The sequence below is a fragment of the Sphingosinicella soli genome (genome assembly GCF_014199685.1).
GTDB lineage: Bacteria > Pseudomonadota > Alphaproteobacteria > Sphingomonadales > Sphingomonadaceae > Sphingosinicella > Sphingosinicella soli.
In genome coordinates, this window is sequence record NZ_JACHNZ010000039.1 from 1 (window position 1) to 14,983 (window position 14,983).

Annotated in this window: 14 protein-coding genes and 2 pseudogenes; 5 read left to right on the top strand and 11 right to left on the bottom strand. The window is 64.0% G+C overall.

Annotation, left to right across the window (positions count from 1 at the left end; all coding sequences use genetic code 11):
• Positions 1-367: 367 nt before the first annotated feature.
• Positions 368-514 carry a hypothetical protein gene (locus tag GGQ98_RS14460; protein WP_184070748.1) on the bottom strand — a complete coding sequence of 49 codons (147 nt, stop codon included), beginning with the start codon at positions 512-514 and terminating at the stop codon, positions 368-370.
• 260 nt (positions 515-774) lie between these two features.
• Here GGQ98_RS14460 and GGQ98_RS14465 point away from each other — a divergent pair, with 260 nt between their 5' ends.
• Positions 775-1,047: a hypothetical protein gene (locus GGQ98_RS14465; RefSeq protein WP_184070750.1), complete on the top strand. Its 273-nt coding sequence runs from the start codon at positions 775-777 to the stop codon at positions 1,045-1,047.
• Between the two features lie 280 nt (positions 1,048-1,327).
• On the opposite strand, the gene GGQ98_RS14470 is transcribed toward GGQ98_RS14465, so the two are convergent.
• The 10 genes from GGQ98_RS14470 to GGQ98_RS14515 form a co-directional block, all read right to left on the bottom strand.
• Positions 1,328-1,717, bottom strand: a complete 390-nt coding sequence (locus tag GGQ98_RS14470; RefSeq protein WP_184070752.1) for a PIN domain-containing protein — start codon at positions 1,715-1,717, stop codon at positions 1,328-1,330.
• Entirely contained in the window at positions 1,704-1,979 is a 276-nt protein-coding gene (locus GGQ98_RS14475) for an AbrB/MazE/SpoVT family DNA-binding domain-containing protein (RefSeq protein WP_341534224.1), read from the bottom strand. Before GGQ98_RS14475 ends, GGQ98_RS14470 begins: the two co-directional genes overlap by 14 nt.
• Before the next feature lie 322 nt (positions 1,980-2,301).
• Positions 2,302-3,108, bottom strand: a complete 807-nt coding sequence (gene cobA, locus GGQ98_RS14480) for a uroporphyrinogen-III C-methyltransferase (RefSeq protein WP_184070754.1) — start codon at positions 3,106-3,108, stop codon at positions 2,302-2,304.
• Positions 3,101-5,704, bottom strand: coding sequence for a nitrate reductase (locus GGQ98_RS14485; protein ID WP_184070756.1), 2,604 nt, complete (start codon positions 5,702-5,704; stop codon positions 3,101-3,103). The genes cobA and GGQ98_RS14485 overlap by 8 nt, the downstream gene beginning before the upstream one ends.
• 1 nt (position 5,705) lies before the next feature.
• A complete protein-coding gene (gene nirD / locus GGQ98_RS14490) occupies positions 5,706-6,044 on the bottom strand; it encodes a nitrite reductase small subunit NirD (RefSeq protein WP_184070758.1) in 339 nt (112 codons plus the stop codon).
• Complete coding sequence (gene nirB / locus GGQ98_RS14495) at positions 6,041-8,515, bottom strand: nitrite reductase large subunit NirB (protein ID WP_243451906.1); 2,475 nt, start codon at positions 8,513-8,515, stop codon at positions 6,041-6,043. The genes nirD and nirB overlap by 4 nt, the downstream gene beginning before the upstream one ends.
• A gap of 7 nt (positions 8,516-8,522) precedes the next feature.
• Positions 8,523-9,683: an alginate export family protein gene (locus GGQ98_RS14500; RefSeq protein ID WP_184070760.1), complete on the bottom strand. Its 1,161-nt coding sequence runs from the start codon at positions 9,681-9,683 to the stop codon at positions 8,523-8,525.
• Positions 9,683-10,939, bottom strand: a complete 1,257-nt coding sequence (locus GGQ98_RS14505; RefSeq protein ID WP_424141362.1) for a nitrate/nitrite transporter — start codon at positions 10,937-10,939, stop codon at positions 9,683-9,685. The genes GGQ98_RS14500 and GGQ98_RS14505 overlap by 1 nt, the downstream gene beginning before the upstream one ends.
• A 229-nt stretch (positions 10,940-11,168) precedes the next feature.
• The gene (locus GGQ98_RS14510; protein ID WP_184070762.1) at positions 11,169-12,374 is read right to left on the bottom strand and encodes an ABC transporter substrate-binding protein; all 1,206 of its coding nucleotides are present in this window, start codon (positions 12,372-12,374) and stop codon (positions 11,169-11,171) included.
• The gene (locus GGQ98_RS14515; RefSeq protein WP_184070808.1) at positions 12,371-12,952 is read right to left on the bottom strand and encodes an ANTAR domain-containing response regulator; all 582 of its coding nucleotides are present in this window, start codon (positions 12,950-12,952) and stop codon (positions 12,371-12,373) included. The genes GGQ98_RS14510 and GGQ98_RS14515 overlap by 4 nt, the downstream gene beginning before the upstream one ends.
• A 52-nt stretch (positions 12,953-13,004) precedes the next feature.
• Here GGQ98_RS14515 and GGQ98_RS18960 point away from each other — a divergent pair, with 52 nt between their 5' ends.
• From GGQ98_RS18960 to GGQ98_RS18690, 4 genes and pseudogenes are all read left to right on the top strand, one after another.
• Positions 13,005-13,184, top strand: coding sequence for a Rieske 2Fe-2S domain-containing protein (locus GGQ98_RS18960; protein WP_184070764.1), 180 nt, complete (start codon positions 13,005-13,007; stop codon positions 13,182-13,184).
• An 83-nt stretch (positions 13,185-13,267) separates the two neighbouring features.
• Positions 13,268-13,792 (top strand): SRPBCC family protein, encoded by a 525-nt coding sequence (locus tag GGQ98_RS18965; protein ID WP_424141363.1) that lies wholly within the window; start codon positions 13,268-13,270, stop codon positions 13,790-13,792.
• A gap of 72 nt (positions 13,793-13,864) precedes the next feature.
• A pseudogene (locus tag GGQ98_RS14530) lies at positions 13,865-14,116 on the top strand (transposase); the annotation flags it as partial.
• A 137-nt stretch (positions 14,117-14,253) separates the two neighbouring features.
• Positions 14,254-14,980 (top strand): annotated as a pseudogene (locus tag GGQ98_RS18690) (tyrosine-type recombinase/integrase).
• Positions 14,981-14,983 lie beyond the last annotated feature (3 nt).

Below are 14,983 nucleotides of genomic sequence, written 5' to 3' on the forward strand. Positions count from 1 at the left end.
CAGGCGCGGTGGTCGGTGTCAATACAATCTGAGCCTGTACCCAGCAGGCTCAGATTACTATCGTCAACGAACTATAACAAAGGTGTCCCCGCGAAGGCGAGTGTCGATAAAGTTGTGATTATGGTTCCTCGCCTTCGCCAGGATCCATTGTCGCACAACAAATCTCATTGGCACGAAGCCGCTAAGAGGCGTCAAGCTGCACCATAGGTAAGTAGGGCCCAAAGTGGGGCCAGCAACAGATATTCTTCCAAAAATTCTTGAAAATTATATACTTATGATATGAATTGGCGGAGACGGAGGGATTCGAACCCTCGGTACGGGTTACCCCGTACGGCGGTTTAGCAAACAAAAGAGCCGCCCGTTTCTACTAGCTTCCACACATCCGAAAACCACAGACCTCTGCGGCTTCCCTGTCTTTAGCATATGCGATGTCGGGAATCAAAAAAACCGGGGCACAACCGGGGCACCAGCGGTTTTTAGACAACTGCGCTTTAGAAAACTGCTGGTCGGTCATGATTGCCTTCTGGTGATGGCAAGGGGCGGAGGACGGCGCTGTCTGTATCAATCGTGCGGTGCCGGGGCAGATCTGCGCGACCCGGCGTGGCGAACGCTTCGTGAGTGAAGGCGCATCCTACCATGATTGGGGCGCGGCATTGGTGAAAGCAACGCGCGCCGAGGCTGAAACGATTTGCGTGGTTCGTGTGCGACAGCCGGTCTCTGGCCAGATACGGGCTTTGTGAAGCGCCGCCCAGCCCACTTCCCCACGGCGGTCCTTTGCGATCCGGTTATCTGAAGCGGGCAGACAGCATTCTTGCGCTTGCCGCCATGGGCGGTATCGGCCCCGAGGGTCTCGAAAGGACTGTGCAGCGGTTCAACGAACATGCGGTTCAGGGCAAGGATCCGGAATTCGGGCGCGGGGAAAGTGTCTACGATATTGCAAACGGTGACCCGGACCACAAGCCGAATCCGCGCATGACGTTTTGGCTATCTGGCCGCGAAACACGCGCTGCTTCAACAAAGCCGCTGATCAACAGATGGGAGCAATAGGATGACTCCCGGTTATCTGTATGGATGGCTCTCGCATCGGAGGGACGCCGCCGAACAACCCCGTGCCGGCGTGGGCGGGTATGCTTAGAGCGCTCCTGACGGACTCATTTCGTACTGGCGTAGCGTTCGACGTGAGCGTGACGCACGTCTTTGCAGATGAGATCGCGCTATTGGGAAAGCTGGCCACAGCGTGAGTGACCTCGCGCTTCCCTTCGATAGCCCCGCAGGGATCCCACCGCGCTGGCCTTTGCAGGCGTCTAAAAAGGGATGTTCCCGCTACTCAAGGCGCGGTGACTGGAATCGCCGGTTTGCCCCTGGCCGCTCTGATCAGCTTCCGGTCGAAGCTGAGGAAGCCGTCGCAGGCATTTGAGCCCGCAAGATGCAATGCATCGGCGAAGTCCATGCCGCCAGTCGTCCAGTCCAATGCCTGCGCAGTCCGTGCGGGCTCCTCGACCGTAATACCGGGTAAGCCTGCGAGGCCGCGTAAACCAGTGACGATCCTTTCGGGAGTGAAGCCGTAGCCGCTTCGAAGTACCCATTCGCTCTCTAGCATCACTGTTGTCGTGATGAAGATATCGCCCGCTTCAATCGCGGCGCGTGCAGCTTTCGCCTGCCGCTTGTCGTCGTTCGTCAGGAACCGGACGACAACATTGGTGTCAATCCCGCGCACGCCGCTTCGCCTCGGCTGCCACGGCGGTTTCCATGCCCTCGACCGACAGCGCCGCTCCCTTGTGCTTCAGCGAGCCGAATACCTGGTCGATGCTTGACGGCGGGAACACCGGGGCCAGCTTCAGCAGCACTCCCTCGGCCGTATTCTCGACGGCCAGCCGGGTGCCGGCAGGCCAGTGCCGCAGGTCACGAACCGCCTTGGGCAGGATGACCTGACCCTTGGTCGAAATCGTGGTGGTGAGCCGTTCCTGAGCCGCAGCCACGGCGAATCTCCTCAAAGTAAGACGCAGGTAAGATAGCGCATCCCGGCTTTCCGGGCAAGTGTCGCCAGAAAGAAGGCGCGGAGCGTCGCTGAACAGGCGGGGCGATCATATTGCTCGCCTCTGATACATGCAATTCTGCGCGATCAGCTCCACGCTGCACGTACACACGTGCTCCAATCGATGCGCCTGTCGAGCACGCTCGTTGCAAGCCGGCCCCTCTGGATGCCCTCTCTGATAACTTCCCCAGCGATGAGGCGCATCGATATTTCGGCTTGATCCGCCGGGCCAGGCCGAGGGCTCGACGCCAACTATTCCTGCTGTTTCAGGCGAACGATATTACGGGATTTTGATAGGTAGGCGTTGAGCGTATCAGAGGCCCGGCACAGGGCAACTCCGCATGCAAGGCGGTGGCGCTGCCGATGAGCAGCAAGACGGGCGCGTCGTGATCGATGGATTTGACCGTCAGGGGCAGCAGGTCCAGCCTTGTTCTGATCAGAATCGCGTTCGGGAGGCTGACGTTCGCCGCGACCAGAACCGACGTATCAGATGCGAGGCCGTTGTGCATCAAGCGCGCTGCGATCTCCGGTGCTGCGCCGCGTCCCATGTAGATGGCGAGCGTTGCGGCCGGGTCTGCCAGGGCTTTCCAGTCGAGCGAGAGCGGCTCGCCTGCGCGCGCATGTGCGGTCACGCATTGAAAGCGCTGGGCGACACCGCGAAGCGTGAGCGAAATCCCCGCGCCGGCCGCAGCGGCGCTGGCGGCCGTGATGCCGGGGCAGATGCGCGCGGAAATACCTGCGGCCGCGAGCGCCGCGACCTCTTCGGCGGAACGGCCGAAGATCGAAGGATCGCCGCCCTTGAGCCGCACCACGCGTTCGCCCGCGAGCGCCGCCGAAACGAGCAGGCGATTGATCTCCTTCTGTGTTTTCGAATGCCTGCCCGAACGCTTGCCGACGGGAATGCACCGGGCCTCGGCGGGTGCGAGCGCGAGAATGTCTCGGCTGACGAGTGCGTCGAAGAAGATCACGCTTGCCGCGCCTATCAATTTCTCCGCCTTGCGGGTCAGCAGTTCCGGATCGCCGGGACCGGCGCCGACAAGCCAGACCTCCCCGGGAGCAATGGGTTCAGCCATGCGCGCGCGCCTCTGCTTCGCCGATCAGCCTCCGGATTGCGGGCCGGCACGAGCCGCAGTTCGTCCCTGCGGCGAGCGCGGCGCCCACGGCCTCCACCGAGGTCAGTGCCTGATCGGTGATCGCGGTTGAGATCGTCTTCAGGCCAACGTCAAAGCACGCACAGATGATGGCGCCGCGATCAGGCGGAGGGGCGGCGGGCCGTCCTGCGAGCAGTGCGGCCGAGGCTGCTGCCTCGCTTGCCGTGAGCTGCCCGATCAGCCATTCGCGATCGGGAAGGCCGCCGCCGCGCGCGGCATAAAACGCGGCCGCGAGCCGGCCATGCGCCATCACGGCGACGCGCGCGTTGCCACGCGCGGCATCGGTGACTTCGACGCGCTCTCCCTGCGGCAACAGACGTTTCGCGAACGCCATCACGTCGCCTTCGCCGGCGAATTCGACGAGCCAGCCGGCGGCCAGGCGCACGCGGGTTGCATAGAGCGCATCGATCCGGCCCGGGCCGTCGCGGGCGATGAGGAAACCACGCCATGCGGTAACGAGCTTTTCGATCCGCGCGGGAGTGGACTTGAACCCGGGCTGGCCCGAATTCGGATCGACGAGCGTGCGCGGCAGCAGGCCCGCGCGGCCGCCGGTTGATTGGCGATCCGTCCAGTGGATGGGAACGAAAGCCTCTCCGCGCCGCTGCGTATCCGTGCGCTCGACACGGAACACGCTTTCGCCCTGCGGGGTGGCGACGCGGGCGAGATCGCCGTCCGCAAGGCCGAGCGCTGCGCAATCTTCGGGATGCAGCTCGACGAGCGGCTCCTGCCGGTGCCGTGCAAGTTTCGGCGAGAGGCCGGTTCGCGTCATCGTGTGCCACTGGTCGCGGTAGCGGCCGGTGTTGAGCGTTATCGGCCAGTTCGGCAGCGGCGCCTGAAGCTCCATCTGCGAAACGGCGATCATGCGGGCGCGGCCACTTGGCGTGGGGAAGCGCCCGTCGGCGAACGGCGTGCCGCCCCAGCACCACGGCTCCATCGCGTCGTAGGCGCCGTTGCCGATGGCTGCGTGGTGGCCGATATCGAAAAGGCGCGTGCCGCCGTTCTGATATGTCGAGAGGCGGGCATGCTCGCGGTAGATGTCCGCCGGGCGCGCATAGTGGAACGCGCCCTTCCAGCCCATTCGCGCCGCGACTTCGGTGATGATCCACCAATCCGGGCGCACGTCGCCGGGGCAGGCGAACAGCGCGCGCTGGCGGCTGATCCTGCGTTCCGAATTGGTGACGGTGCCGTCTTTCTCGCCCCATCCCGCCGCGGGCAGCCGGACATGGGCCAGTGCGCTGGTGTCTGTATCCGCGATACAATCGGAAACGACCACGAACGGGCACGCGGCCAGCGCCTCGCGGACCATGCCCGCATCGGGCATGCTGACCGCAGGATTGGTCGCCATGATCCACAGCGCCTTGATGCGCCCGTCGCGCACCGCGCGGAACAGATCGACAGCTTTCAGGCCGGGCTTCGCGGCAACGTGGGGCGTGCCCCAGAAGCGTGCAACACGTGCGACGTTTTCGGGCAAGAAATCCATATGCGCCGCCAGCGTGGAGGCAAGCCCCCCGACCTCGCGGCCGCCCATCGCGTTCGGTTGGCCGGTGATCGAGAAGGGCACCGCGCCGGGCTTGCCGATACGTCCCGTGGCAAGGTGGACGTTCACGATGGCGTTCACCTGATCGGTGCCCCGGATCGACTGGTTCACGCCCTGGCTGAACAGCGTGACCGTGCGGGGGTGCGCCGCGAACAGCTCGAAGAAGCGTTTGAGATCAGCGGGTGCGAGATCGCACGTGCGCGCGGTAGACCAGAGATCGCTGCCCTGTTCCAGCGCATCCCAGAAGCCCTCAGGCACATCGACACTCGCTGCGAGAAAAGCCTCGTCGACGAGGCCCGCACGGCGGCAATGCGCCAGAAGCCCGTTCATAAGCGCCACATCGCTGCCGGGCCGCAGCGGCAGATGCAGGTCCGCATCCTCGCACGTTTCGGTGCGTCTGGGATCGATCACCACCAGCTTGGTGCCGCGAGCCGCGCGCGCCGCCTGAATCCGCTGGTAGAGAACGGGATGGCACCATGCGGTGTTGGAGCCGACGAGGACGACGAGATCGGCCTGTTCGAGATCCTCATACTGCGCGGGCACGATGTCCTCGCCGAAGGCGCGGATGTGCCCGGCGACTGCGCTCGACATGCAGAGCCGCGAATTGGTGTCGATGTTCGCCGAGCCGATGAAGCCCTTCATCAGCTTGTTCGCGACGTAATAGTCTTCGGTGAGCAGCTGGCCCGAGACGTAGAAGGCGACGCTGTCCGGGCCATGCCGCGCGATCGCTTCCGAGAAGCGCCGTGCGACGAGGCCGAGCGCCTTGTCCCAGCTCGCGCGCGCATTGCCGATCATCGGGTGAAGCAGGCGACCTTCGAGGCTGACGGTTTCTCCCAGATGCGTGCCCTTGGAGCACAGTCGGCCGAAGTTCGCCGGATGCTCGGCATCGCCCATGATTTCGGCGTCGCGTTCGCCGTTCGGCGTGCCGGATATTCCGCAGCCGACGCCGCAATAGGCGCAGGTGGTGCGGATGGCGCTCATCTCAGGCGGCCCTTTCCAGCATCGACGAGCGGCAGATGAGCACCCGGCCGCTTATCACCTGCACGGGTATCGTCGGCGTGCAGCCGACATCCGCGCCCGTCGCTTCACCCGTGGCAAGCGAGATGACCCAGTTGTGCAGCGGACAGGCGACACTGTCGCCGTGCACGATGCCCTGGCTGAGCGGGCCTTTCTTGTGCGGGCAGCGGTTGACGAGCGCGTAGATACGGTTCGATCCCGTGCGGAACACCGCGATCTCCTCGCCGCCTTCGACTGGCACCGTCCGCGCGCCGCGCAGCGGAATATCGACTGCCGCACCGATATCGAGCCATTCGGGGGTCATGCGTCCGCGCCTTCCATGATCCTGATGGGTCGCACCTCGGCCAGCGGGCGGTGCAGCAGGTCGCGCGCACAGCCGGATGCGCGCTCGGCCCACGGATCATCCTGCATATATTGCTGGCTGTGCCAGAAGCGCGCGGCGAGCGTGTCGCGGTTTTCGGCGTCGTCCACGATCTGCGCCTTCAGCCAGTCGATGCCCTTGCGTTCGATCCACGGTGCGGTGCGTTCGAGATAGCGCGCGTCCTCGCGGTAGAGCTGGACGAAGGCGGCGGCGTAGTGGATCGCTTCGGCTTCCGTCTCCACTTTCACGAGCAGGTCGGTCGCGCGCACCTTGATGCCGCCGTTGCCGCCGACGTGCAATTCGTAACCGCTCTCGACGCAGACAACGCCGAAGTCCTTGATCGTGGCTTCGGCGCAATTCCGCGGGCAGCCGCTCACCGCCATCTTGAACTTGTGCGGCATCCAGCTTCCCCAGAAACCGCGTTCCAGCTTCACGCCGAGACCCGTGGAATCCTGCGTGCCGAAGCGGCACCATTCGGAGCCGACACATGTTTTCACCGTGCGCAGCGCCTTGCCGTAGGCGTGGCCCGAAACCATGCCCGCCGCACCGAGATCGGCCCATACGGCGGGAAGATCCTCCTTGCGAATGCCGAAGATATCGAGCCGCTGGCCGCCGGTGACCTTCACCATCGGTGCGTTGTATTTCTCGACGACATCGGCGATCGCGCGCAGTTCCTGCGGCGTGGTGAGCCCGCCCCACATGCGCGGCACGACGGAATAGGTGCCGTCCTTCTGGATATTCGCGTGCATCCGCTCGTTGACGAAACGGCTCTGCTGATCGTCCGAATATTCACCCGGCCATGCGCAGAGCAGATAATAGTTGAGCGCGGGGCGGCAGGATGCGCAGCCATCGGGCGTCGACCAGTGCAATTTCTGCATGATCTCGGGAATCGATTTCATCGCCTGCACGGAGATTTCACGGCGCACGTCGTCGTGGCCGAAGCTGATGCATTTGCACATGGTTTTCGTGGTGCGCTCGCCGGAATAATCATCGCCGAGCGTAAGCGCGAGCAGGGTTTCGACAAGACCCGTGCAGGAACCGCACGATGCCGACGCCTTGCAGGTCGCGCGCACTGCATCGAGTGTTTCCGCGCCGCTTTCGATGGAGGCCACGACCTTGCCTTTGGAAACGCCGTTGCAGCCGCAGATTTCCGTGTCGTCTGGAAGGACTGCAACGGCCGCGCTAGGGTCCGCGCGGTCTCCCTGTGCAAAGGCCTGGCCGAAGATAAGCGCGTCGCGGATTTCAGCGATGCTGTCCGCTTTTTTCAGCAGATCGAAATACCAGTTGCCGTCAGACGTATCGCCGTAGAGAACCGCGCCGACGATGCGCTCGTCCTTCAGCACGAGGCGTTTGTAAACGCCGCGCGCGGCATCGCGCAGCACGATGTCCTCGGTGCCGCCGCCGCCCGAAAAATCGCCCGCCGAAAACACGTCGAGCCCCGCGACCTTGAGCTTGGTGGAGGTGATGGAACCGCGATACCCGGTGGGCCGCGCGGTGAGACCGTCGGCCAGCGCGCGGCACATCTCCCACAGCGGCGCCACGAGGCCGTAGACGTTTCCGTCGTGCTCCACGCATTCGCCGACAGCGAGAACAGCCGGATCGGAAGTGGCCATGTGGTCATCGACCTTGATGCCGCGGCCGACCTCGATCCCGGCGTTTCGTGCCAGCGCCACATTCGGCCGGATGCCGACGGCCATCACGACAAGGCTTGCCGGAATTTCGCGGCCGTCCTTCAGGCGTACGCCTTCGACTTTGCCCTCGCCATAGATTTCGGCCGTGTCCGCGCCCGTGAGGATCATCTGTCCGCGCGCTTCGAGCGCCGACTTCAGCAGCCACCCGGCAGCCTCGTCGAGCTGGCGTTCCATCAGCGTTTCCATCAGGTGGATCACGGTGACCGTCATGCCCCGCAGCGACAGGCCGTGCGCCGCCTCCAGCCCGAGCAGGCCGCCGCCGATCACCACCGCATCACCGCCCGACGCCGCCGCGCGCAGCATCGCGTCTACATCGTCTATGTCGCGGAAGCTGACGACGCCCGGCAGATCCTTGCCCGGCACGGGAATGATGAAAGGATCGGAACCCGTCGCGATCAGCAAGCGGTCGTAACCGATGCGGCGGCCGGTGCGCGTGATGACGGTTCGCGTATCCCGCTCGATCGCCTCGACCGGATCGCCCGAGAGGAGATCGATCCCGTTGTCTTCGTACCAGCCCATGGGGTTGATGACGATGTCATCGAAGTGCTTTTCCCCGGCGAGCAGCGGCGAAAGCATGATCCGGTTGTAATTCACCCGCGGTTCCGCGCCGATGATGGTGATGCGATACCGCGCGGCATCGCGGGCCAGAATTTCCTCCACGGCGCGGCATCCCGCCATGCCGTTGCCGATGACGACGAGATGCTCGCGTCCACTGGTCTTCATTGGCGCCTCACAGAACATAATCGAGTTGAAGCCAGAGCTTGCGGCGATCGGCGCCGAATTGATCTGCATCGTAATCGGCGTACTTCAGCGTCAGCCCAAGCGGCTTCGAGGGTTTGAAACCGACCTGGGCGTTCCATTCGGTGCCGTAGCGGAGTCCCTGTCGATCGCTTTCGAACCGGTGCCACACCAGCAGCAGCGAGACCGGACCCGCGTAGGCAGCGCTGGCATAAAGATCGCGGATGCCGTTCGCGGGGGTGACGAGGAACAGATCGGCCCAGCCCTGGAACTTGTGGCCGGTGGCGAGCGGCGTCTGGAATGCACCGGCGCCGGATGCCCCGAGCACTTCATATCCCCCCGTGAGCGTGAGCGCCTTCCGTTTGAGCGACACTTCGCCAAGCCAGTAATCCGCGCTGTAATCGAGCGGGCTCGATTGCCAGTCGGACTGGCGCGCGTAGCTTCCCGTCATGCCGAGCGTGAAGTCATGCAGCGGCAGCGTGCCGCTGGCGCGCACGCCGTAGGTCTGGCTTGAAAATTGCCGGCGGCCCGCTTCGTCCTGATCGACGAGATAGGCGAAAGCCTTCATCTTCAGCGTGCCGAATTGCACACCCGCGCCTGCGAAGACATTGTCGCCGCCGATCGACTGGAGCGCGCTGTCCACGCCGAAGATCGTGCGGTCCGACCATGCATAGGCGAGATCGAGCGTGACAGGGCCGAGCGCGCCGCTTTCGATGCGCACCGCGTCGAACGTCTGTTCGTTCTGCCGCCAGCCGACATTGCCGACGAAACGCTGATCGTCGAGCGCGATACGCTGGCGTCCGAGCGTGACGATGGTTTTAGGCAGGCCGCGATACTGAAGCTGGGCGCGATTCAGCTCGATGTTTTCAGGATCGGCGACGACGGGAAAACCTGTCCGCCCGTTGGTCGTGCTGTTGTAATTCCCGACGAGCGCAAGGGTCGCCTCGCTTTCTGCGAGCACGGCGAAATCGCCCCTTGCAATCTCGAAACCCGTTCGAAGCCGCGCCGTGACTGCATCGGCATCGCGTAGACCGTCCTGATCGACGGTTTCGTAGCGGAGCCTTGCATCGAGGATCGGCTGGAAGCGCGTTTCCGCCTTTGCATCGAAGGCGAGCGCGCATCCCGCCAGCAGGAGTGGAGCCAGGGTGCGCATCAGATCCGCGCGCCCTGCAGCGAAGCGCCCCAGGTCGACCGCCAGCGCGTCTTCACCGTGGTCAGCCCGCCGAGCGCAACCAGCGCCAGCGCCGCGAAGATCAGGAAGCCGAGTTGCGGGCTGCCCGTGAGCTGCTTCGCAATGCCGAGCGACGATGCAAGGTAGAAGCCGCCCACGCCGCCCGCGAAGCCGACAAGGCCGGTCATGACGCCCATCTCCGCGCGGAAACGCTGCGGCACCAGCTGGAATACCGCGCCGTTCCCTGCGCCGAGCGCGAGCATGGCGATCACGAACAGGCCGAGTGCAAGTCCTACGGTCGCGGGGCCTGTGCTGATCGCTGCGAGTGCCGCAGCCGCCACCGCGTAAACGACTGAAAGTGTTCGTGTGCCACCTATGCGGTCCGCGAGGGCGCCGCCGATCGGCCTTACCAACGATCCCGCGAAAACGCAGGCGGCGGTGCAGTAACCCGCGATCACGGGCGTCAAACCGTACTGGTCGGTGAAGTAGATGCCGAGCGACGCCGACAGGCCGACAAAGCCGCCGAAGGTGACGCCGTAGAACAGCATGAACCACCATGCGTCGCGGTTGCGGAGCGGTTCGAGGTAGGCCGAGATCGGCTTGGGCGCGGGAGCGTCCGGCGCGTCCTTGGCAAGCGCCATGTAGATCACGAACGTGACCGCAAGCGGGATGACGGCGAGGCCGAGAACGGCGTTCCAGCCGAACAGCGCGGCGAGGCCGGGTGCGAACAGGGCTGCGAAAACGGTCCCCGAATTACCCATGCCCGCGATGCCGAGCGCCGTGCCCTGGTGTTCCGGGGGATACCAGCGGCTGGCGAGGGGCAGGGCCACCGCGAAGCTGGCGCCGGCAAAACCGAGTACGACGCCGACCGCGAGGATTCCGCCGAAACTGTTGACGCCGAGCCCCCACGCCACGAGCAGGCCCGCGATCACGATAAGCTGACCGATGGCGCCGGTCAGCTTCGGCCCGATGCGATCGACGAGGAGGCCGTTGACGAGCCGGAGCACCGCCCCCGCGAGCGTCGGCACGGCGACCATAAGCCCTTTTTCTGCGGCGTTGAGGCCAAGATCCTCGGCGATATCCGGTGCCAGCGGCCCAAGGATGACCCACACCATGAAGGCAAGATCGAAATACAGAAATGCAGCAAACAGCGTCGGCCGATGCCCGGCCGACCAGAACCCCGTGTTCCCCTTGTTCATATCGTCCCTCCGCTGCCGTTCCGTCTGCGCGCCTTGCAGCGCGCGTCGTTCGGGCATGAAAAAAGCCGCCTCGGAAGCGGTCCATCGCGGGAGCGTTCCGGGCGGCGTCGTTGCCGTTTCGAGCCTGCCGGATTGACCGGAAAGCCGTGGCTGCGTCCGTCGTTGGGCGCTGCCGTCTATCTCGTATCCGAACCTCGTCGCCCGGATTTCGAAAAGCTGTCACGGATTCGCCTACGCCGCAAGATGGTTTTTCGCATGTGCAGCATTTTTATGCCGATCCCTCATGGAAACCCAGATAGGCGGCGGCGCGGTCGGGATCGAAAGGCCGCCCGTCGAAGAAGCGGTCGGGGCCGAGAATAAGCCGTCCGCTGACGCTTCCGGCACCTGTCGGCTCCGCGATCGCGCCTTCAACCTTTGCGCTCGCACCCGGCAGAATTGCGTCTGTTCCCGCGAGCGCAGCCCGGTAGATATCCGGCCTGAACACGGCGGCGGCGGCATCAAACCCGTCCTGCGAGAAGGGGGCGTGGCCCCATCTCACCATTTGCGAATAAAGCCACATCGCCTGACTGCGCCATGGGAAGTTGGCGGCTTCGCGGTGCAACACGAGGAAGTCATCAACCTCTGATGGAGGGGCGCCCTGTTCGCGCGCAAGCCGGTTGGAAAGCGCGCGTTCGATGATTTCCGGGGGCTGCCCGATATAGTCAGGGCGCGCGAGAAGGGTGGCAACCGCCGTGCGCTGCGCGGGATCGATCACCACCTTGCCGGCGGTATGAAGCGCCCGGATGAGCGCCGCCACGTCATCGCGCCGCTCGTCGAGCGTTGACGTGCGCAGCGCCAGCAGTTTCTCGACGCCCCGGCGCCAGATATGCGTGGTTGCGGCGATAATGACGCCAACGCCCCGTTCCACGGCGACGCTGCTCCAGGGCTCGCCGACGCACGATCCATCGATCTCGCCGCTACCAAGCGCCTCCGCGACGAAGGGGGGAGGGACCACGACGATCTCGACATCCCGGTCCGGATCGCAGCCCGAAGCGGCAAGCCAGTAGCGCAGCATGTAATTGTGGCTCGAATAGCGATGGACGACGGCGAAGCGCAGTTTTCTCCCGTTCTCTGCCTGCGCACGCGCCAAAGTCGCAAGTCTTCGGCCGGTGGCGGCAATCTCGGCGTTGCCCGCCAGTTTCGCGGCGAGATGCGGCGTTACCGTCACCGCATTGCCGTTCAGCCCGAGCATGAAAGGCGCCGCCAGCGGCACGGCAGGGCGGTCCAGCCCCATCGATGTCGCAATGGCGAGCGGGGCGAGGAGGTGCGCGGCGTCCGTCTGTCCGTAGATCAGCCGGTCGCGGACCGTCGCCCAGCTCGCATCGCGAACCATTTCAATGGAGATGCCTTCGGCCTTTGCGAGGCCGAATTCATGCGCGACGACGGGCAGAACCGCATCGACAAGCGGCAGGAAGCCGATCTTGAAAAGACTCATGATCCGTCTCCCAGCAACGCCTCAGCCGTGACCAGCGCCTCGGCGATCTCGGCAATGCGGCGGCCGCTGTCCATCGCCTGCTTGCGCAGCAGGGCGTATGCTGCGGGCTCGTCGATGCCGCGCCGCTTCATGAGAAGCACCTTGGCGCGATCGATCACCTTGCGTTCGGCGAGCGCCGATTTCGCCTCGGCCAGCTCCATCTGCAACCGCGAGAACGCATTGAAGCGCCGCACCGCGAGCTCAAGGATCGGCTTGATGCGATCCTTCCGCATACCATCCACGACATAGGCAGAGATGCCCGCATCAATGGCTTCCGCGATCGCGCGCTCATCGGATTGATCGACGAACATGGCGATCGGGCGGGCAAGCGCGCGCGAGAGGGAAAAGCTCTCCTCCAACTGGTCACGGCCCGGATTGCCGAGGCTCATCAACACCACATCCGGCGCAAGCGCTTCAAGCCGCGCGACGAGGCCGACCCGTTCCGCAAGAACCGCGACATCGTCAAGACCCGCCTCCCGCAGCCCCTGTTCGATAACAGCAGCCCGCGCAGCGTTTTCATCGACGATCGCGATCTTCAGCCCAACCTCCTGTTGCGGTGCAGCATAACTATGCGTGTGCGCGCGCGTGTCAATGGCCTGCCGCCACCGGAGTGTGAAGTTGGAGCAGGAAGCCTGCGGCAATCGCGCGCGTTTTACCTGCCCGTTCCATGGCTGGACATTCGGAGTGGACGGCAGCCTTATTGGCATTTCGGCACGAGAGGATTCGGGGATATCGACAAGGCCGACTATGGCCTGCGGCAGTTCCCGGTGATCGAACGTGCGGGGCTGATCTGGGCCATCGTCAATCCCGATACGCAGCTTGAGATCGAGCCTTTCCTCAAGGGCTACGACGAAGTGCTTTCAACCTTCGGGTTCAAGGACTGGAAGTTCTTTTCGAAGCGGCAGTTCAAGGGGCCGAACTGGAAGCTGTCTTACGATGGCTATCTCGGATATTATCACGTGCCTGTCCTGCATGGTGAAACCTTCGGCCGCGATATGACCAACCGGGGAGTTTATTTCACCTGGGGTCCGCATCAGCACATCAAAACGCCTGCCATGACGCCGGGTCACGTCGCGACGGAAACCCTTGGCTACATGGCCGCGATCGCTGATCGCCCGGAAGACGAGTGGGATCTCGAAACACTGTCCTACGGCGTGTGGACGGTGTTTCCGTGCATCTCAATTGCGTCGTTCGGTGGCGGCGGACGCGGGGTGATGATCTCGCAGGTGATCCCGGGCGAACGCGTGGGCGAAAGCACCACTTTCCAGTACTACATCATGGAAAACCTGCCCGCGACGCAGGATCTTGCGGAGAGCGCCGAAGAACAGTTCGCTTTCCTTCAGGAGGTCGTTGAGCGGGAGGACATTGCACAGGCCTAGGGTTCGGACCCAATAACGGGGTTTCGCTGCCAGCTTGATCGTGATTCACTGCCTGATCGAGGAGGCTGTGAGATGGCTGATTTCTTTTGGTTTTCCGATACGCAGTGGGCTCGGATCGAGCTCCTGCTTCCGACCGATGTGCGAGGTAAGCCTCGCGTGGATGATCGTCGGGTGCTGAGTGGGATTGTCCATGCGCTTCGCAGCGGTGGCCGTTGGGCTGACTGCGCTGACGTCTACGGCCCGAAAAAGACGCTATACAACCGGTTCGTTCGCTGGTCCGAGCGCGGCATCTGGGAAGGTATCTTCAGCGCGCTGGCAGGAGCCAGAGACAGGTACGAACCCGCTGGCGCGGGAATGGCGCAATGACTGATCTTGTGAGAGCCCGGATAAACGCGCGATCGGGTTGAGCCTCCCAGGCTGGAGGCAGACCTTTGCGACTCCTTCAACCGAGGAGTCGAGCAATGACCGGTACCATTATCACAGCCCCTGCCACGACGCTGCGTGAGCGGATGATCGAGGACATGAAGCTGCAGCGTCTTTGTCGGACGACACAGCGCAACTACTTACGCGATGTCGAGCGGTTCGCGATCTGGCTCGGACGGCCACCTGACACGGCCACCGATGAAGATTTGCGCCGCTACCAGATCGAGCAGTCGGAGATGGGGTTCGGCGCCCCGGCCATGAACACCGCCGTGTCAGCGCTCCGGGGAAGTGTCCCGCCTCAGGGTCCGTGATATCGACAGCGAACGCATGCTGCTCCGTGTTGAGTGCGGCAAGGGCGGCGGGCATCGCAATGCCATGCTCGCTCATGACTTGCTCGTTCTCCTGCGGGAATGGTGGAAGATCGGACGCAAAGAGGGGGTGATGCATCCCGATGGCTGGTTGTTCCCAGGCATGCATTACCTCAAACCCATCAGCACCCGGCAAGTGCACCGCATTGCCGCCGAAGCCGCCCATGCCGCTGGGATCACCAAGCGAGTTGGGCCGCATACATTGCGCCACAGCTTCGCCACCCACCTGCTCGAAGACGGCGTCGATGTCCGCATCATCCAGGTGCTGCTGGGGCATTCCCAATTGCAGACCACGACGCTGTACACCCGGGTGGCAACGCGCACAGTGAAGGCAGTGGTCAGCCCGCTCGACCGCCTGGGCATGTTCCCGGACACGCAAGGATCGCCGCCCGGTTGAGCC

Excerpts from the sequence above, each read along its gene's own strand:
- GGQ98_RS18960 (WP_184070764.1), top strand. The coding sequence starts at position 13,005 with ATGGCCTGCCGCCACCGGAGTGTGAAGTTGGAGCAGGAAGCCTGCGGC.
- GGQ98_RS14460 (WP_184070748.1), bottom strand. The coding sequence starts at position 514 with ATGACCGACCAGCAGTTTTCTAAAGCGCAGTTGTCTAAAAACCGCTGG.
- GGQ98_RS14510 (WP_184070762.1), bottom strand. The coding sequence starts at position 12,374 with ATGAGTCTTTTCAAGATCGGCTTCCTGCCGCTTGTCGATGCGGTTCTG.
- nirB (WP_243451906.1), bottom strand. The coding sequence starts at position 8,515 with ATGAAGACCAGTGGACGCGAGCATCTCGTCGTCATCGGCAACGGCATG.
- cobA (WP_184070754.1), bottom strand. The coding sequence starts at position 3,108 with ATGGCTGAACCCATTGCTCCCGGGGAGGTCTGGCTTGTCGGCGCCGGT.
- nirD (WP_184070758.1), bottom strand. The coding sequence starts at position 6,044 with ATGACCCCCGAATGGCTCGATATCGGTGCGGCAGTCGATATTCCGCTG.
- GGQ98_RS14500 (WP_184070760.1), bottom strand. The coding sequence starts at position 9,683 with ATGCGCACCCTGGCTCCACTCCTGCTGGCGGGATGCGCGCTCGCCTTC.
- GGQ98_RS14485 (WP_184070756.1), bottom strand. The coding sequence starts at position 5,704 with ATGAGCGCCATCCGCACCACCTGCGCCTATTGCGGCGTCGGCTGCGGA.